The organism is Elizabethkingia miricola (assembly GCF_001675285.1).
GTDB classification, from domain to species: Bacteria; Bacteroidota; Bacteroidia; order Flavobacteriales; family Weeksellaceae; genus Elizabethkingia; species Elizabethkingia miricola.
This window is the reverse complement of record NZ_LSGQ01000014.1, coordinates 1-19946: the sequence shown is the minus strand read 5'-3', so window position 1 is coordinate 19946 and position 19946 is coordinate 1. Positions and strand designations below refer to the sequence as shown.

At 36.2% G+C, this 19946-nt stretch carries 13 protein-coding genes; 7 read left to right on the top strand and 6 right to left on the bottom strand.

Going from position 1 to position 19946, the window contains the following annotated elements:
• Positions 1–114 precede the first annotated feature (114 nt).
• The 6 genes from ATE49_RS10260 to ATE49_RS10235 all read left to right on the top strand — a co-directional run bounded on the left by ATE49_RS10260 (position 115) and on the right by ATE49_RS10235 (position 7727).
• A complete protein-coding gene (locus ATE49_RS10260; RefSeq protein WP_065082098.1) occupies positions 115–2370 on the top strand; it encodes a tetratricopeptide repeat protein in 2256 nt (751 codons plus the stop codon).
• A 53-nt stretch (positions 2371–2423) separates the two neighbouring features.
• A complete protein-coding gene (locus ATE49_RS10255) occupies positions 2424–3602 on the top strand; it encodes an acyl-CoA dehydrogenase family protein (RefSeq protein ID WP_065082097.1) in 1179 nt (392 codons plus the stop codon).
• Positions 3603–3605: 3 nt separating this feature from the next.
• Positions 3606–3896 carry a hypothetical protein gene (locus tag ATE49_RS10250; RefSeq protein WP_059153958.1) on the top strand — a complete coding sequence of 97 codons (291 nt, stop codon included), beginning with the start codon at positions 3606–3608 and terminating at the stop codon, positions 3894–3896.
• Positions 3897–3900: 4 nt separating this feature from the next.
• Entirely contained in the window at positions 3901–4629 is a 729-nt protein-coding gene (locus ATE49_RS10245; protein ID WP_179195573.1) for a hypothetical protein, read from the top strand.
• A gap of 254 nt (positions 4630–4883) precedes the next feature.
• The gene (locus ATE49_RS10240; RefSeq protein WP_065082095.1) at positions 4884–7253 is read left to right on the top strand and encodes an outer membrane beta-barrel family protein; all 2370 of its coding nucleotides are present in this window, start codon (positions 4884–4886) and stop codon (positions 7251–7253) included.
• Between the two features lie 96 nt (positions 7254–7349).
• Positions 7350–7727, top strand: coding sequence for a YchJ family protein (locus tag ATE49_RS10235; RefSeq protein ID WP_065082094.1), 378 nt, complete (start codon positions 7350–7352; stop codon positions 7725–7727).
• Positions 7728–7837: 110 nt separating this feature from the next.
• Here the strand turns inward: ATE49_RS10235 and ATE49_RS10230 are convergent, their stop codons facing one another.
• The 6 genes from ATE49_RS10230 to ATE49_RS10205 all read right to left on the bottom strand — a co-directional run bounded on the left by ATE49_RS10230 (position 7838) and on the right by ATE49_RS10205 (position 18638).
• Positions 7838–9979 (bottom strand): outer membrane beta-barrel family protein, encoded by a 2142-nt coding sequence (locus ATE49_RS10230; RefSeq protein WP_065082093.1) that lies wholly within the window; start codon positions 9977–9979, stop codon positions 7838–7840.
• A 114-nt stretch (positions 9980–10093) separates the two neighbouring features.
• Positions 10094–10729 carry a LysE family translocator gene (locus tag ATE49_RS10225; protein ID WP_065082092.1) on the bottom strand — a complete coding sequence of 212 codons (636 nt, stop codon included), beginning with the start codon at positions 10727–10729 and terminating at the stop codon, positions 10094–10096.
• A 26-nt stretch (positions 10730–10755) separates the two neighbouring features.
• Positions 10756–13491, bottom strand: a complete 2736-nt coding sequence (locus ATE49_RS10220) for a PD-(D/E)XK nuclease family protein (RefSeq protein ID WP_065082091.1) — start codon at positions 13489–13491, stop codon at positions 10756–10758.
• Positions 13484–13915, bottom strand: a complete 432-nt coding sequence (locus tag ATE49_RS10215; RefSeq protein WP_009088440.1) for a DUF4268 domain-containing protein — start codon at positions 13913–13915, stop codon at positions 13484–13486. The genes ATE49_RS10220 and ATE49_RS10215 overlap by 8 nt, the downstream gene beginning before the upstream one ends.
• A gap of 128 nt (positions 13916–14043) precedes the next feature.
• Positions 14044–16620: a DNA gyrase/topoisomerase IV subunit A gene (locus tag ATE49_RS10210; protein WP_045179363.1), complete on the bottom strand. Its 2577-nt coding sequence runs from the start codon at positions 16618–16620 to the stop codon at positions 14044–14046.
• Positions 16621–16742: 122 nt separating this feature from the next.
• Complete coding sequence (locus tag ATE49_RS10205) at positions 16743–18638, bottom strand: DNA topoisomerase IV subunit B (RefSeq protein ID WP_034867100.1); 1896 nt, start codon at positions 18636–18638, stop codon at positions 16743–16745.
• 99 nt (positions 18639–18737) lie between these two features.
• Here ATE49_RS10205 and ATE49_RS10200 point away from each other — a divergent pair, with 99 nt between their 5' ends.
• A complete protein-coding gene (locus ATE49_RS10200) occupies positions 18738–19895 on the top strand; it encodes a methionine aminotransferase (protein WP_065082090.1) in 1158 nt (385 codons plus the stop codon).
• The last annotated feature ends 51 nt before the right edge of the window (positions 19896–19946 follow it).

The window sequence follows — 19946 nt, the reverse complement described above, 5'->3', positions numbered from 1 at the left end:
TTTTTATGGCATTTAAGTAAATTAAATCTTTCAATTTCTCCCTGTTGATTGGGTATTTCGGATTTTTTGGTATTTTTAGGACTTTAATTAATATTCGCCAAATATAATCATTTAATGAAAACATTATCAGAAATTGAACAGCAGCTTGCTGACGGAGATATAGAAGAAGCTAAAAAGGCAATTCATGAATTATACAAAGAAAACCCTAATGATACAGAGATTCTACATATGTTTATTCAAACCGAGTGGGCATGGGTAATGGAGAATCAGCCTGAAGCAAATTACATTCAGGATAACATAATACCTTATATTCAAAAATTAATACAGCTGGAGAATGACAATGCTATGAAGTCTCAGCTTTTGTCCTACCTTGATTTCCAGAATCCCGTTATTCCGGAAGAAGATGTATTGCGCTATCTGAATGATCTAAAAAATGACCCTGTATATGAAGCTCAGGCAACAGACCTTTTCATTTATTATAATGATGTAAACGAAAAGCATAATGACCTTATTCAGTGGATCGATTACGGATTGGAAAATTATAAAAAATGGACCCAGGATTCCAGAGAGCTTCAGGATGCTGAAATGTCCAAATATCTGTTTCATAAATTCAGATATCTAAAATATCATAATGCTCCTGTTACTGATATTTTACAGCTGATCAGCAAGAATATGCATAATATTTTGCTTTTTAATGAGTTCCAGTATTTTGAATTAGCGGATTTTATATACGAGAATTCAGATTATCATTTGCTGGGAAAACTATTATGTAAGGTTACAGAATTAGAAAATACAGATGAAGAAGTCCATAATGAGCTTGCATTATGGGAAAGACGTATAGATAAAATCCTTAGAAATGGATTCGAGGATGAAAAGCTTATGTATTTTGTTCTTCTTATTCAGAAGAATTACGGAGAACTTAATGAGATTACAGAAGCAGACCATCTGGAAAACTGTCAGTTTTATATTGCCGAGTATCCTAATTCTAAATGGCCATTCCACTTTGCAGGGACTATGAAGTTCAATGAGCAAAGATATGAAGAGGCCCTTACCTACTTCAATGAAACATTACAGCTGGGCGGAAGTTCTACAGCATTGTACAGATGGATAATCTCCTACTATCTTGTGAATGGTATACTTCCGGAACAGACTTATGCTGTAAACGATATTCCAAATGAATGGTATAACAATGGTGTATGTATATCGGAATTTCTGGATGAACATAAACTTTCGGGGCGTCAGGAAGCTTCAGAAATACTGGAGTTATTCTACCTGAACGCTTACAAAGGATTAGAAGATTATTTCTATGAAAACCGTTATGAAAGCCATCCTTATACAACCCCGCATCTTTGGGCAATGTGTTGTAATAACCTTGCAATAGCTTATATCGGAACCGGAGATTTGGAGAAAGCTGAATCTGCAGCAGTGAAAGGACTTGAACTTTCTGAGTTTTATGAACTGCACGATACTTTGGCAACGATATATGAAAAGCTAGATAATTTTGAAGGTGCCAGAAATCAGTACGGAATATTAACATATGAATATGGACCTGAATGCTTTGATGAATTCAGATACCTACATTATGAGGCTAAGAGAATAAAGTATGCTACAATATTAGGCGAACTGGAAAATCCTATGGAAGTTCTGAAAGAACGCCTGAAAAATTATGAAGATTATGTTGGCAGAAATGGAGTAAATGAAGAAAACTCTGTTGAACTTTATAACCTGTCCAATGCCTTGGATTTAGGAGTTTCACATCTGGTACAGGATTATTCTAATGCTGAAAAAATTGAATTTTGGAACCAGTTTACATCGGAATTTCCGCAGAATTCTAACCCTTATTATATGCTGATGCAGGCTTATAATGAAGAGGGAAAATATAAAGAAGCTGTTGAAAGTGGAGAACGCTTTCTGGAGCTAAAGAACCCGGAGTGGTTATATGAAACAGATAGAATAAAAGCTTATTACCAGATTGGTAAAAACGCGTCCTTTATCAACGATCATCAGAAAGCTTGTAACTATTTATCAGAAATATTACCAGTTTTGAGGGAAAACGAGTTTATGCAGGATTCAGAGGGAACACTTTTGTTTTATCTGGTACAGAGCAGCCAGCATGCAAGAAGCGCCGATGAAACGATTAAATGGGCAGAAGAGCATGAAGCTTCTTATGATAAATTCGGATATGACCGCGATGAAGACTGGGCAATGATAGAAGTACTGAAATCTCAGCAGTTGATGAACCTGAAGAAAAGAGAAGAAGCTTTAGAAAATGTACAGAAAATACTTTCTCTTTTCCCGGATGATGAACGTGCTTTAGTCCTTCAGAAAGAACTCAATAAAAAAGGCGGATTCTTTTCAAAATGGTTCTGATCCGGCATTCCGTGTATCAGATATAATTGTTATCTTAGGCTAAAAATATTAATATGTCATATTACCCAATTCACACCATCCCCGATTATTACCTTATAGACGATTTATTAACAGACGAACACAAACTCATCCGACAATCTGTCCGCGAATGGGTAGATAGTTTTGTAATGCCGAAAATTGATGATGCAGCACAGCATCACAAAGATATTCCGGATCTTATGAAGGAACTCGGAAAAATCGGAGCTTTAGGTCCCTATATTCCGGAAGAATACGGAGGTGCAGGATTGGATCAGATTTCTTACGGACTGATTATGCAGGAACTGGAACGTGGAGATTCTGCGGTTCGTTCAGCAGCATCAGTACAATCATCATTGGTTATGTTTCCTATAAACGAGTTTGGCTCGGAGGAACAAAAAAAGAAATACCTTCCTCAATTGGCTAGTGGCGAAATGATTGGAGCTTTCGGGTTGACAGAACCCAATCATGGATCGGATCCGGGAAGTATGGAAACTCATTTCAAAGATATGGGAGACTATTATCTGTTAAACGGAGCAAAAATGTGGATTACCAATGCTCCGTTATGCAATATTGCTGTTGTCTGGGCTAAGGGTGAAGATGGCAAAGTAAGAGGACTTATTGTAGAACGCGGAATGGAAGGCTTTACAACACCAGAAACAATTAATAAATGGTCTTTGCGCGCATCTAAAACCGGAGAATTGGTATTCAGAGATGTAAAGGTTCCTAAAGAAAATATATTGCCAAATGTAATTGGGCTTAAAGGTCCGCTATCTTGCCTCAACTCTGCCCGTTATGGTATTTCCTGGGGTGTTATTGGAGCAGCAATAGATTGTTACTGCACAGCTGTGCAATATTCTAAGGAACGTATTCAGTTTGGTAAGCCTATTGCATCTTACCAGCTTCAGCAAAAGAAACTGGCAGAATTCCTTACGGAGATTACCAAAGCACAGTTGCTGTGCTGGCGTCTTGGAACACTGAAGAATGAACACAGAGCTACACCTGCACAAATATCTCTGGCGAAAAGAAATAATGTGAAAATGGCGATCGATATTGCCAGAGAATCCAGACAGATTCTTGGGGGAATGGGAATTATGGGGGAATTCCCTATGATGCGTCATGCTGCTAACCTGGAGTCAGTGATTACCTATGAGGGAACTCACGATGTACACTTACTCATTACCGGAAATGATATTACCGGAATAAATGCTTTTTAAAAATTGAAAGACTCGGATAAAGATTTTATAACTTTCTGGGAACAGAAAAGACAGAAAGGAAGAACTAAATATGCATTGTATGATGGACTGAGATGGTCTTTGTTTACAGTAGTTTTTGTTATTCTTTTTCAATACTTTGTATTAGAGACTACAGATCCCCAAAACCTTTGGCTGTCAATCGCAATTAATGTAGTTGTATTGCTGGCAGCAGGCTTTGTTCTGTATTATTACTTAATGTGGATGCTTTATGAACGAAAGTATCTGAAATTGAAATCCTCGACAAATGAGGACTAATTTTATGAATTTAAAAACACTTCCGCTTATTGCGGTTTTACTTGTAGTTTCATGTAAAAAAAATGATGGTGCTGTACCTTCAGAAACAGCTAAACCAGATTCTTCTGCTGTTATAGTTTCTGATTCAATAAAGGTTAATAATCCAAAGAATACGGGACAGGCGGTTACAGCTGATTTCTATAATTATGAAGAAATTGGAGATTATCTTTATCTTCTGATTAAAGATAACGGGAAAATTGAAAGTTTTGTAACTCAGGCTGTCAATAAGGATCTTAACCGTGGAGACTTAGTAGAAGTTAAATGGAAAAAAGGTCATATTGAGATTGCCGGAGACAACGACCGGAAAGAAGACCGCAAAATGCTGGTTTCTGTAAAAAAGATTAAGGATGGTGCTTTGTCTCTGTTTAAGCAGCGTTATACAAAACCTGTAAAATATACATTTGGTCAAGATCTTGATTTGTCAAACGAAGAAAGAGATGATATTTACAATGATGTACAGTATTATCTGGCAAATACAAGGAACAAACTGTTGTTACTTCATCTGAAGAATAATGAAGAGCTCACCTACTCTATTGAAGAGCGAAATGAACAAGGCAAAGATTATATTGTTTTAGGGTTGGGAATTGAATTTGAGAATCGTTTCAGTGTAGCACAGTGGCTTTATATTGACCAACGTAATGGAGATTTATATGAATATGATCTTCCAAACGATAAGTTGGTTCCTTTTAATTAAATTTTAATTCTTTATCACAATTATATAAAAAGCTCTGCAATTGCAGAGCTTTTATTTTGTCCGAAAACGAACACTAAGTGTTCATTTTCAGACACTTTTTAAAGGTGTTTGAAATGTAACTTATTGATTATCAGCTATTAATGTGTTTGTTTTTAATTGGTATTATTTCGGTTATATAGCTGATATACAAAAAGTTATATGCTTGATGTAACAGAACTTTGCCTTCTGTTGTGTTATGATTAAAAGTGAAAATTATGAGAAAAAATTATATTTTGATAGGATTAGTAACTTCAGTTTTTTCGTTTGCACAAAGCATACAGGGAAAGCTGAGTTATGAAAACAAAAAACAAATTCCGGATTCTGAAATTATATTATCTAAAGGAACAGAAAAAATATCCGGTATCAGTGATGCTGAAGGAATCTTTAATATAAAACTGAAAGAAAACGGAACTTACCAGATTGAAATCTTCAGAGATGGTGAGAAGCTATTATCTGAAAATATAGCAATAGAAGGTAATATAAACAGGAATTTTCTGATTCCGTTACCCAAGACTACAGAGACCAAAGTTGAAGGTGTTACAGTAACAGGAAAGAAAAAGCTAATTGAAAGAAAAGTAGACCGTCTGGTTTTTAATGTTGAGAATTCGGTGGCGTCACAAGGATTAGATTTAGTAGAAGCGCTAGCCAAAACACCAATGGTACGTACCACAGATGAAGCAATATCAATTGCAGGTAAAAGTAATGTTGCTGTAATGGTAAATGATAAATTACTTAATCTTTCCGGTCAGGAATTGATCAATTATCTAAAGACCCTAAGATCAGATGATATTGCTAGAATTGAAGTAATCACTACTCCACCGGCCCGCTATGAGGCGGAAGGTAAAAGTGGACTGATCAATATTATCCTGAAGAAAAATACCAATCTGGGTTGGAATGCGTCCTTACAATCTTCCGGAAATTATTATTTCGGCAGGCCAACCGTTTCCAGCAGAAGTGGTTTAAGTTTCAATTACCAGGGGAAGAAACTTTCAGTATCTACGAATCTGTCTACTGGTGATAATTACTGGCAGGGAAAAGCTTATACCTATAATTCAGGTAATGGAAATAATAACTACTGGAATACTGATGAGAAAACCTCTTCTAATTATCGTTATAAAAGCGGTAATGTAAAAACAGAATACAAGATAAATGATAAAAATCTGATAGGTGTTAGTTATAACTATTCATTTAGCAATCCATTGGAACAGGCTCAGAACGCTACCAGCATAAGAGATGAAAAAGGTGATCGGTCATTTGCATCAGATTCAAACAACAGAAATAACAGGAATGTGCACAATGCCACTGCTTTCTACGACTTGAAACTGGATTCATTGGGTAGTAAGCTGAGTATCTCGGCCAATATGATGATTAATAATTCCAATGCGAATAACTATTATAATACGATAACCAATACAAAAACTTCCACTTTCGTTAATCCTGTCAGTCAATATAAAATCTATTCGGGTCAGGCAGATTTGGAGAAGAACTTTTCCAAAATAAAAACAGAATCCGGAATTAAGTTTACAAAGATTAAAAATGATTCAGAATTTAATTTTTATGATATTCTGAATGGTCAGAATGTTTTCAATACAAAAAGAAGTAATAATTTCTTTTATAATGAGGAGAATTATGCCGCTTATATTTCAACGAGCTTTAAAATCAATGATAAATGGGATGCTAAAGCAGGATTGCGTTATGAATATACCCACCTGAAAGGTTATTCACCAAACGAAAATCTCACATCCACCAATAAATATGGAAAATTCTTCCCTACAGCTTATATAAGCTATAAGCCCAATGATAATCATTCATTTTCTGTGAATTACTCCCGGAGAATCAGCCGTCCTTACTTTGGAAACCTGAACCCGTTTAAATACTATACTTCGGATTTTGAATACAGCACGGGAAATCCTTATCTGCAGCCAACGTTTACGGATAATTTAGAGTTTGGTTATGTATTGAAAAACAACCTGAATATAACAGCTTATTACAATTATACCAAAGCCAACTGGGATAGAGTTCAGATGATAGAAGACGGATTAAAGTATAGTACAACACTTAATTTTTATAATCAGAATAGTGCGGGAATTAATATCAGTTACAATTATAATAAGCTGAAATGGCTGGAATCTAATATTTTCGTAAACGGATATTATGCCAAATCAAAATCATACATACCACAGGTAATTTCCGGAATGTCGGGTTACGGAGCCAATTTTAATCTGGATAATAATTTCTTTCTGAAAAAGGATAAAAGCCTCACGTTTGTATTAGGCTTGTGGAGTAATATCCCGGAGCGTAGTGGTAATACCTATTTCAACGGAAACTTTTCTGCATATACAGGATTAAAAGCCAGTTTTCTGGAAAAGAATTTACTATTTAATTTAACGGTGAATGATGTTTTCAATACCAATCGCTCAAAAGGTACTGAATACTATCAGGATTTCAACTCAGAGTATTATTACAAAGGCATTACACGGAATGTGAACCTTTCCGTAACTTATAAATTCGGGAATAATAATGTAAAAGGCGCCACCAAGCAAGTTAAATTTGAAGAACAAAACAGAGCGGGCGGAAATAACTAGTATATATTTTAACTAATAGCCAGCTATAGACAAAGAACAGATAATGTCGGAGCCAATTCCACATGAATTCTCTTATCTTTGCAAAAAATAAGTAAAATGAATTGTCCTTGCTGTTCGGGAAAAATCTATGAAGAATGTTGTGCACCTTTTCACAGAAATGAAAAACATGCACCTACTGCTGAAGCGCTTATGCGTTCCCGATATTCGGCATATGCTATTCCCAACGGAGAATATCTGATGGAAACCACTCATCCCGGAAAGCGTAAATTCCATGACAAAGCTGATATGCAGGAATGGGGCGAAATGAACCAATGGATAAAGCTGGAAATTGTAAGAACCCCGGCATTAAATCATGTCGAGTTCAAAGCTTATTTCATCAATTCAGAAGGTCAGGAACAAATTCATCATGAGTTTTCCTACTTTCAGAAGATGCATGACCGCTGGTATTATGTATCAGGGGATTTTATGGAGTAATAAGGATCAAATAAAAGTTAAAAAACCATGGTAAGATATCTTACCATGGTTTTTATTTATGTTGGATTTTATAGAAAAACTTAGTGCCATAATGAAATTTATGCTGAAACTTACTTTTGGCCGCCGCTGTTTTTTTCTACATCTGTTTTCGTATTTCCTTTTACTTTACTATTTCCAAAACGTTTTACGAATGAAAGTGAAAATCCATACCAATCTGACCTCATAACAGATCTGAAGGTACCATCCTGGCTATAGGTGGTATTATCGAAAACTGGTCTGTTGAAGATATTCATCAATTGCAAACTTACCTCCATCTGTGTTTTTGGGAATATTTTGGTAGCAGAGATATTATGGAAGATATTTGTTTTATTGGTCAGAGAGTTTCCATTATTGGGGTTAGAGAGTTCCACCCATGCACTCAGGTTAATGTTTTTGTTAAAAATATTAGTATAGGAGATATTGGCTGAAGCTCCTATATAACTGATATAATTTTTACTTCTGAGATTATTTCTCTCATTGAAATCATGATTATCAATATAATACCACCCTGCTCCTATATTGATATTCAGCTTATTCTTCAAAAAAGTCTGATTGGTATTTGCAAAAAGATAATATTTTTTCACTTTTCCATTCAGATTGGCAGGAAGAGTAATGATTTTACCATTTTCTTCTATAAAAGTAGTCCAGTAATCCCGGTCAGTATACATATACCTTGCTGACAGGAAATATTTTTTCTTAAATCCGAACTTCATATAAAGCCTGTGACTCGGGTTCGGTTCCAAATCCATATTTCCGCGGGAGAATGTTCCTTCATTAGTAGGAACAAGGAAAGGATTGAATTCGGTGTACCATGGACGCCATAGATTACGATTATAAGTAAGGCTCAAATCATAGTTTTCTGAGAAAGAATATTTAAGCAATAAATTAGGAAGCAACGTAGCATAAGAATCTTTTCTTGAAGTAGCTGAAACATCCTCCCTCATTTTATAAACAATGTTTTCATAACGGAACCCGATTCTTGTTTCGAGTTTTTTAAAGAAGGTTTTACTATAGTTTATGTATAGAGAATTGATATTTTCTTCATAATGAAAGATATCATTGGTATGGAGCCTATCTATATTATTTCCGTAAATATTGTTAGGAACGACATTATTATTGAAATCCATTTTTCCACCTACCTCAATACTCCCATTTTTTCCTAGAGGTTGCGTATAATCTACCTTAATATAATAATTACGCATTTGTTCATGAGAACTAATTCCAAGTTGGTTGATGTCTGATGAAGTACTATAGTTTTTTAAGAATTCATTCTGATTTTTCTGAGAATTGTAATTAGATCCTAAATCGATATTCAAGATCTTATTTTTATTCTTATCATAATATTTATAAAAGAGATTGACTCCTACTGTAAGGTAACGGCCGTTTACATCCTGATCCTGATGGTAGGTATCAAATGGAACCCCGTTTTGGGTTCTATTAAAGTCAGCATCAGAAGTTGATACATTTTTACTTTGATAATACTCCAGAATAAGGCCTATGCTGTTTTTATCGTTCAACTCATATTCAGAAGTGGACGATATAGAAGGGCTTTTATTTGAGCTCAGAATTTCATTGACAATATTGGTAACATCATTGTCTTTATATAAAGTATTGACATTGGTATTTTTCTGAAAGTTATTATTATTACCATAACTTCCGATCAAGGTCTGGGTGAAATTTTTCTTATGATAATTGAGGTTGAAATTGGTATACTGTGAATTTTTGGAATTTTGCCTGTTATTGAAGGTTACACTTCCTTTAATTCCCTCATCATCTCTTTTCTTTAATACGATATTGATAACTGATCCGGTTGTTTCATAACGGGATGAAGGGCTTGTAATTATCTCAATTTTTAAAAGATTATCTGCAGGAATGGTTTTCAGGTACTCTTTTAATTCTTTTCCTGTAAATACAGATTTTCTGTCGTTAATGTAGACCGTTACCGATTCTCCTTCTGCTTTTATAACATCATTATTATCAATGTTTACCAAAGGGGTCATTCTCAAAACATCCCAAGTGGTATTTCCTGCCAGAATAGAGCTGTTGGATACATTAAAAACAGTTCTGTCTACTTTTGATTCTACAGTGGGTTTTCTTGCTGTAAGAGTAACACCTTCTATTTGATTTTTTTTCTCTCTGATAGTATCATTTTTAGCTTGAGCAATAACTAATGATCCCATTAATAACGCAATTGAAGATATAGTTATTTTCATTCAAATGATGTTTTTATTAATAAGACAACAATCTATGAAGATTGTTACACCAGATTCAAAAAAATAAAATTATTTTGAGCTATTCGTTTACTTTCCTATCTGTAATTTTATTTTCTATTTCGCTTTTGAAAGAGCCATTTTTATGGCAAGAAAACCTAATACACTTGCCATAAACCATTTCTGAGCTTTTATCCATGTTGGGTTCTTTGCAAAGAAACGTGCGGCTTGTGCAGCAGTTAATACAATAATAAAGTTGATACTAAAGCTTACAAATACCTGTATAACTCCCAGTTCCAGACTCTGAGTGAGGATGGAACCATATTGAGGTTTGATAAACTGTGGAAAGAAAGACAGATAGAAAACAGCTACTTTAGGATTGAGGACATTCGTAAGAAAGCCTACGGTAAATAATTTCCCGGGACGATCTATTGAAATGTTCTGGTCAACTTCGAAGATATTTTTACTGTTTGGTTTAATTGCCTGATAGGCTAAATACAAAAGGTAAACTGTTCCTAAAGTCTTTAGTACAACATAGGCATATGGTACAGCAAACAGTACTGCTGTCAGCCCAAAAGATACCATTATGATATGAAACAGGAATCCACAAACAACACCTGCAAGCGATGTAAGACCTGCTTTTCTTCCCTGTGTTATGGTTCTTGAGATCAAATAAATCATATTAGGGCCCGGACTGATCACTAAGATAAAAGCTGCTATAATAAAAAAGATAAGATCGTGAATTGGTATCATTTTATTACTATATTTTTAAAAATTGTTTAGCCCCAGCCTGTGCTGTCCTCTTCAACAAAGTCCTTCTCCGGGTTCAGAATATCCAGTATAATAGACTTTACCGATTTCATTGGCAGTTCAAGATCGGATTTACTGATATAGCTGTCTCCGGATATATTTAGCATTTTGGGTCCCTCATCAGGTGCCACAAAGCTCCATATACCACATTGTACTTCCTGATCCGGAAAAGCTCCGGAAGTCAAGGCACAATGTGCATAGATAGATAGCTGCACTTCTTGTTTATATTTTTTATCAAATAACTGCGTGTCTTCATCCTTTTTAGGATTAGACTTTACATTAAGGTCACCCGCCTTGGCACTTTTATAGTCGATAATACGAAGTGTTCCGTTGAAACGGTCTATCCTGTCGGCAAAACCATTGAAGCTTATTTTATCCTGCTGCTGGTCATCCAGATAAAAATCAGCATGGATATTATGCTCCAGAGCCAGAATTTCTAGTGAGTTTCCTTGCTCTACATCATCCAGATCTTTCTGAATAATATTCTGAAGTGTTCTTTTAGCAACCGATTTATGAATGTAATTCATTCCGCGTTTATAATAATCCGGGGAATGTTTTAGTTTTTCTATAATAATATAGTCCAGTGCCTCCTCCACTTTATTCTGAGCCTGTTTAAGATCTGTAGCTGTCAGCTTTCTGTTCAGTAAGCTTTGGTAAAGATAATCCAATGTATAGTGTACAAGGTTACCAAAGTTACGAACCGAGATCTCCTCTTCCAGTTCATCCGGAAGTCTTGTGTTCAGAATCTGATTCAGATAGAAATCTAATGGATTGTAGAGGTAAGCATTTAGGTGGGAAGGTGAAACTTTCTGTTTCCAAAGCTCTAGTTTTTCTAGTACCAATGACGTTTTCTTTATGCGTATCGGTTCCTGATTCACAGGTTCGGAAGAGCTGTCTACAACATAATTTTGTATCTGGTGCTGACTTTCCATTTCGATCTGAGTAATGAAACGGCTTTTTTCACCGATGTTTACCCCACTTGTAAGTCCATTAAAGAGCATGTATACATTTTTAGCTTCCTGAATAAGTCGGTAAAAATGATATGCATAGATAGAATCGTTTTCCAGAAAAGTGTTCATTCCGAAATTACGACGGACATCGAAAGGCAGGTAAGTATTCTGGGTTCTCCCTAATGGCAGTTTACCTTCGTTTATAGAAAGCATAATGACATTTTCAAAATTCAGCAAACGGGTTTCCAAAAGCCCCATAAGCTGTAATCCCGAAAGAGGCTCCCCTTCAAAATCTATGGTTTCGGTACTTACGAGTTGGTTTACCAGTACTTCCAGAGTAATAATATCTACAAGGAAGTCATATTGTTGTAACTGATTTTTAAGACTTATAAAAGCCTTCTCAAAGCTCGATATATTTTCATAATCTATATCGTTTATCTTTTCAAACTTGCATGAGATGCAAAAGTCGATAAGTGTATCCAGATAGACTTTTGGATCATTTGGTTTGGTTAGTAAATTAATATATGATATACCGCCTAAAAGCTCATTAAACAATTTTCTGGAAATATAAACCAGGTTCCTTTCTTCCAGCTGCTCCAGAAAACCTTTAATAATAGGTTCATCTTCTGTCTTGTATGGTAATTCCTCTAACAGTGGAACAAGATCTGCGTAATAATAGGATGAGCTGTTTTTATCCAACTGTTTTTGCAGATAAAAAAGCTTTTTCATAGCCACGCTGAATGATAAATTCTTCAGTGGGAATCCCATTGTAATATTTAGACTCTTTACCAGATGCTGGAGACTTTCCAGTGTTGGTGGCAGCAGGTTTTCGTCCAGAAGAACAACTGCAGTATTACTTAGTTCGGGGTTTCGTTTCCGAAGATCATCCAGAATATGCGGAAGAAGTTTTGTCTGCGCAATATTTCCGGAAACTTCGAATACCTGAATGTTTTTATTTTCCGAAAAATGATTTTCTATCCAGCTGAAAGGTCTGTATTCATTAAACTCTTTCCAATGCTGATGTTCGCGCAGAAATTTTCCGGCTTCCTGGCGTCTGTCTTTGATATAATATTCGTCCGCCTGGAAAAAGCATAAAGCCTTGTCCCATTGCAGGAGATTTCTGACCAGTTTTTCTTCTACAGGCGTAAAAGCATTAAAACCACAGAATACTAACTGTAGTTTTGTAGTTTCAGCAAAGTGGCTTACAGTTTCTTTTACCTTTTCATGAATAATTCCGGGAGTTGCCAGATTTTCCTGAAGCAATTCTTTTTTCAGTAGCGGAAGAAAGGAGTTCATTTTCTGCCAGAAGTTCAGATTGCGTCGGTGTGGCTTATCTTCACCAAGCAATTCGCCCCAGTTCTTAATACGTTCGTCTGAAAGCATAAATTCCAGAACCGGAGTATCACTTTTAGAAAATTTCAGCATATCATCCCAATCTTTTAAAAGTGTTGGGAACCATTTCAGGAAGGACTGTATATCCTCTTTTGCATCAATTTTACGATAGGTTTTGTAAGCGAAAAGCCATAAAGGAATACCCGAGATCTGCTGTAGTCCGGATATTTCTGTAATTAGTTCGTCAATAGTCTGAAATTTCGGCAGAATTCCTTCGTATTGTTTCTCTGCCAGAATCTTTTTGATAAAGACTGCCGGACGTTTACCCGGAAGTATAAAGGTATAGGCATGGAGAGGTTTGTCCTTCTGAAGGAGGCTGTCAACAATTTTGTTTAGAAAACTATGTTGGGTAGTTTCAGACATCTTTTATAAAATCTTCAAAGTCCTGATAAAAGTTTTCGAAGGCAGTCATTTTTTCTACAAAAAATTCGAAAGTTTCCTGCCACGAATTTTTATTGAAGATACTTACATTTTCTTTCTGTACCCAAATACGGCTTATTTCTTTTCCGCTTTCCAGAAAGTAATGCTCCTCCATAATAGCATCCGGAAGATAATCTTCTCGTAATAAATTTTCCAGAGATTCAATTTTCTCATAATAAGCATTTCTGAAAAGCTCGTCTTTCATTTCTATATCTAAAGAAACTTCTGCTTTCTTATTGTCTGCGTAAAATTTGAAAGAAAAATCTTTGATTTTTGTATCATATAAAAGCCACTTTCGGGGAAATGATTTCCCGAAAGCTGTCCAAAATTCTGTCTTCAGTTGTGCCGCTTCTTGTTTGGAGAACATATTGAGTGTGAAACTTTTATTTGTTTTGTTTAATGCCAGCCATTTGTCTGGCTATTTTATATTAAACCTCACAGGTTTCTATGCCTATGAGGTTTGTTTTATACTATTTTGTGTGAAGTCGAACTGTTTTAGTTATCGTCTCCTTCCTCAAACAGATTTCCTATTGTACCATCATCATCAAAATCCTCAGAGATATCCGGAATTTCTTCAATTACTTCCTCCTCTTCAGGTTCAGGAATAGTAATGTTAATGGTTCGTATTTTGTCTTTTGACAGCTGATTTCCTAATGCTTTAATACCTTTTACAGTAATAAATTCATCTATCAGTATTGTTTCCGGATCTTTATCTTTTCCTTTTTCTTTACTGAATATCAGTTCAGCCGATGCATTTTTACCGGTACTTACCCACTCTACAAAAGATTTAGGGTGTTCCGACGGGAAGAATAGCTGTGGATTGTTTGTGCTTTCCAATAAGAAGCGCTTTACAAAATAACGTTCTTTCTCACCATCATAGTAGATACAGCCTATTGACTGTTCCGGTTTCCATTTTTCAAGGATAATATATTCATCATCGAAACGGTTAGAAAGATCAAAGCTTACAAGGCGGGCCTCTCCTTTCGGTGTAACCAATAAGATTTTGTCTTCACCTTTGAAAGTTCCAAGGAAAGTACCTCTTGCATCAGCATTCAGCCTTCTTACAGCTTCATCAAACCATATTTTACGAGGAGCCAGTGTAGAAACACCTTCTTCCTTCATTTCAATCTTTTTAATCGGATATTTGGTTACCAGATTACCTTTAGAGTCTCTACCCTTTATCGCCAGTTCGGAGAAGTCTATATCCAGTTTGTTTTTACGGATACGGGCACTTGGCTTCAGTAATACGTTTACAACTTCAGCTTCACCATTGGCGTTGGCAGAGAAATAAAGTACTTCCGAACCTTTCTTATCCGATGCCAGGTTGTATTCGTTGCTTCTGATAACACCGGTAACGAAGAAACGCTTCATGTAATAAGGTCCTTCTTTACCTTCGCGGTAGATCATGTTATAAACTGTACGTTTATCATTTTTCTTCCAGATGCCAACGTGCAGTATGTTTTTGCCAACAAAGGTTTTAGATTCAACCTTGGTTACAAGCATGGTACCATCTTTACGGAAGATAATAATGTCGTCGATATCCGAACATTCAAAAAGGAACTGATCTTTTTTCAGTGAAGTACCAATAAAGCCTTCGTCGAAATTAGCATAGAATTTCTCATTCGCTACAGCCACCTTAGTTGCGTCGATAGTATCGAAAATTCTTAGCTCAGTTCTTCTTTCTTTATTCTTTCCGTATTTTTTCTGAATATTCAGGAAGTAATCTATTGCATAGGTAATAAGATTCGCCAGATGGTGTTTCACCTGCTCTATTTTTCCTTCCAGTGCTGCAATATTTTCAAGCGCTTTGTCCTGATCATAACGGGAGATCCTCATGAAAGGAAGTTCTGTTAGTCTGATGATATCCTCAACAGTAACTTCGCGCATCAGGTGCTTGGTAAATGGATTTAGAGCCAGATCAATTGCACCATAGACTTCCTCTTTGGAAGCTCTGTTTTTAATCTCCTGATAGATTTCGTTTTCTATAAAGATTTTTTCAAGAGATGCAAAATGCCATTTCTCTTCAAGTTCCCCAAGTTCGATTTCTAATTCCAGTTTTAGTAATGATACAGTATGATCCGTATTCATTTTCAGAATTTCGGAAACATTCAGGAACATTGGTTTATCCCCTACAATAACACAGGCATTTGGTGAAATAGTTACCTGACAGTCGGTAAATGCATATAGTGCATCAATTGTTTTATCTGGTGATACATCCGGATGAAGGTGAATTAAAATTTCTACTTTATCCGAAGTATTATCTTCAATTTTCTTGATTTTAATCTTCCCTTTCTCATTCGCCTTGATGATACTATCAATAAGATCTCCAGTTGTTTTGGAAAATGGAAGTTCTGTTACAATAAGTGTATGCTTATCTTTTTGGGTAATTCTTGCTCTTGCCCTTACCTTACCACCACGCTGCCCGTCATTGTATTCAGAAACATCCAGCAGACCTTCTGTAAGAAAGTCAGGAAATACCTGGAAAGGTTTCTTTTTCAGGTAAGCAACAGATGCGTTGACTAGTTCGTTAAAGTTGTGTGGTAAGATTTTGGTAGAAAGACCTACACCAATCCCTTCTACTCCCTGTGCCAGAAGCAAAGGGAACTTTACAGGAAGATCAATAGGTTCGTTATTTCTTCCGTCATAAGATTTAGACCATTCGGTAGTTTTCGGATTGAAGACTACTTCCAGAGCAAAAGGAGTTAGTCTGGCTTCTATATAACGGGCTGCAGCTGCACTATCTCCCGTGAATATATTTCCCCAGTTTCCCTGTGTATCTATTAATAATTCTTTCTGGCCGATTTGTACCATTGCATCGGTAATGGATGCATCACCATGCGGGTGATATTTCATCGTGTTACCTACGATATTGGCAACTTTGTTATAACGTCCGTCTTCCAGCTCACGCATAGAATGCATAATTCTTCGCTGTACGGGTTTCAGTCCATCATATACGGACGGAATTGCACGGTCAAGAATTACATAAGAGGCATAATCCAGAAACCAGTCCTGGTAAAGTCCGGAAACTTTCTTTAATGATTCTTCTGCGTGGTTTAAATTGTTTTCTTCCATTTATATTGGTAGCGCTGTATATTATTTATAAGAATAAGAATTCGACATATTCAGAGATTAATGCTATAATGTTAATTAACTAAGTTTTAGCGTTGTCATACTGAGTTTGTCGATGTATTTGATTATCCTTCTGTTTCTGTTACGACCTCTTCTTTCAGTTCTTTTTTCTCGATGTCTGTATCTTCTACAACAAGATTCTCCAGAATGAAGTTTTGTCTGTCTGGTGTATTTTTGCCCATATAGAATTCCAGTAGTTGGTCTATAGTAGTATCTTTACCCATAACAACAGGTTCAAGACGAATATCCTTCCCGATAAAGTGTTTGAATTCATCCGGAGAAATTTCACCAAGTCCCTTGAATCGCGTGATTTCAGGATTTTTCCCTAGCTCATTTAATGCCTTTACTCTTTCAGCCTCGCTGTAGCAGTAACGGGTTTCTTTTTTATTTCTAACCCTGAACAAAGGCGTCTGAAGGATATATAAATGTCCGTTCTTGATAACATCCGGGAAGAATTGCAAGAAGAAAGTAATCATTAGTAATCGGATGTGCATACCATCGACATCGGCATCGGTGGCGATAATAACCTGATTATAACGAAGATCTTCCAAACTCTCTTCAATATTAAGAGCTGCCTGAAGCAGGTTGAATTCTTCATTTTCATAAACTACCTTCTTGGTCAGCCCGTAGCAGTTTAACGGTTTACCTTTCAAACTGAATACTGCCTGTGTTTCTACATCGCGGCTTTTCGTGATGGATCCTGATGCGGAATCTCCCTCGGTAATAAAGATCATAGTTTCCGATTTACGGTCGGCTTTCTGATCGTTATAATGCTGGCGGCAGTCTCTAAGTTTTTTATTGTGAAGTGATACTTTCTTTGCACGCTCACGAGCCAGTTTCTGAATACCGGAAAGCTCTTTTCTTTCTCTTTCGGAAACGATAATTTTCTTTAATAAAGCTTCCGATGTTTCTGGCTCTTTATGAAGGAAATTATCAAGTTTGTTTTTAAGGAAGTCATTTACGAAAGTACGTACAGTAACTTGCCCCGGCCCCATTTCATTACTTCCCAGTTTGGTTTTGGTCTGAGATTCGAAAACAGGTTCTTCTACTTTTATGGAAATAGCAGCGATAATAGATTTTCTTACATCGGCAGCTTCATAACTTTTATTATAAAATTCTCGAACAGTTTTTACAAATGCTTCACGAAAAGCATTAAGGTGTGTCCCCCCTTGTGTCGTATTCTGTCCGTTAACGAATGAAAAATACGTTTCGGACTGAGATTTGTCCGAGTGCGTAATAGCAACTTCAATATCATTGTCTTTCAGGTGAATGATTGGGTAAAGGATTTCACCATCAATTTCATCCTGAAGGAGGTCTTTAAGACCGTTCTCTGAAACAAATACCTGTCCGTTGAATACAATTTTCAGCCCTGGATTCAGGTAAGAGTAATTTTTAAGCATCTTCTCGATGTACTCTTTTCTGAAGCGATAGTTGGTGAAGATTGTATCATCTGGCACAAAAGTAATTTCGGTACCATTTCTTTCGGTAGTATCTGCCTCCGGAAAATCCTGTACAATAACCCCCTGACTGAATTCAGCTACTTTGGCTCTTCCTTCACGAACTGATTTTACTTTGAAAAAGTTGGAAAGGGCATTTACAGCCTTGGAACCTACTCCGTTCAGACCTACAGATTTTTTGAAGGCTTTGGAATCGTATTTACCACCGGTATTCATTTTGGATACCGCATCCACAACCTTACCCAAAGGAATACCACGACCATAATCCCGGATAATGGCCTTGCCTTCATCCAGTTTTATTTCGATCCTTTTACCAGAGTTCATGGCAAATTCATCAATCGAGTTATCGATGATTTCTTTTAAGAGAATATAGATACCATCATCGGCGGAAGAACCATCTCCCAATTTTCCGATGTACATGCCGGGACGCAATCTTACGTGCTCCTGCCACTCGAGGGATCGTATATTATCTTCGGAATAGTTAACAGTAGTGTTTTCAGACATTCTTGAAATTGTAATATCTACAAAAATAGTGATTTTTTGTGAGTTTTTATGCCTTAGAGTGATGCTTTATAAGTATTTTTGTTTGTCAAAAAAAATATAATGCCGTTGCTTTTAAACTCAAAACTTCCTGAGGTTCAAACGACTATTTTTACAAGAATGTCTATGTTGGCTCAGCAAGAAAATGCTGTAAATCTTTCACAGGGATTTCCCGATTTTTATCCGGATGAAAAGTTATTAGAGAATATTGGTAAATATGCTGTAAAAGGTTTTAATCAATATGCTCCAATGATGGGTGTAGAGCCACTACGTAATGCAATTTCTGAAAAAGTAAAGTATTGTTATAGTATAGATTATAGTCCGGAATCTGAAGTGATGGTTACAGCAGGAGCAACACAGGCTCTTTTCTGCTCTATTGCTGCATTGGTGAATGCAGGAGATGAAGTTATTGTCTTTGAACCGGCGTATGATTCTTACAGTCCGGTGATCAGACTTTTTGGAGGAGTTCCTAAGACGGTAAAGCTTCATTATCCCGATTATAAGATTGACTGGTCGGTTGTAAAGCAACTGATAACTGCTAAAACAAAAATGATTATCATTAATAATCCGAATAACCCGGCTGGAAATATTTTGGATGAAAATGATATTCAGCAGCTGACTGAACTAGTAGAAAATACCAATATTGTTATTCTAAGTGATGATGTGTATGAAAATATTGTATTTGATGGTAAAAAGCACCTAAGTCTCAGTCAGTCTCAATTGAAAGACAGAAGTATTATTGTGGCTTCTTTTGGGAAGCTGTACCATATTACAGGCTGGAAGCTGGGGTATGTGCTGGCTCCGGAATCTATTATGCAGGAGGTGAAAAAAGTGCATCAGTACAATGTGTTCAGTGTAAATACGCCCGCTCAGTATGCTATAGCAGAGCTTTTGCAAAACCCGGATAGTTATACCGGATTGTCAGGGTTCTTCCAGGAGAAAAGAGATTTATTAGCAAAAGGTTTGTCAGAAATTGGATTTGATGTTTTAATTCCTGAGGCTACCTATTTCCTGTCTGCTTCTTATAAAAAGTTTTCAGATTTAGAAGATTTGGAGTTTGCTCAATGGCTGACCAAAGAACATAAAGTAGCTACAATTCCGTTCTCCGCTTTCTACGAAGATGGCACGGATGAAAGAGTTATACGCTTTTGCTTTGCAAAAAAGAATGAAACAATAGAACAGGCGCTGGAAAATTTACAGAAGCTAACGCCATTATTTTAGTATTAGCCTTGTCAAGGTTTTAAACCTTGATATTCTATGTTAATTAGCAAG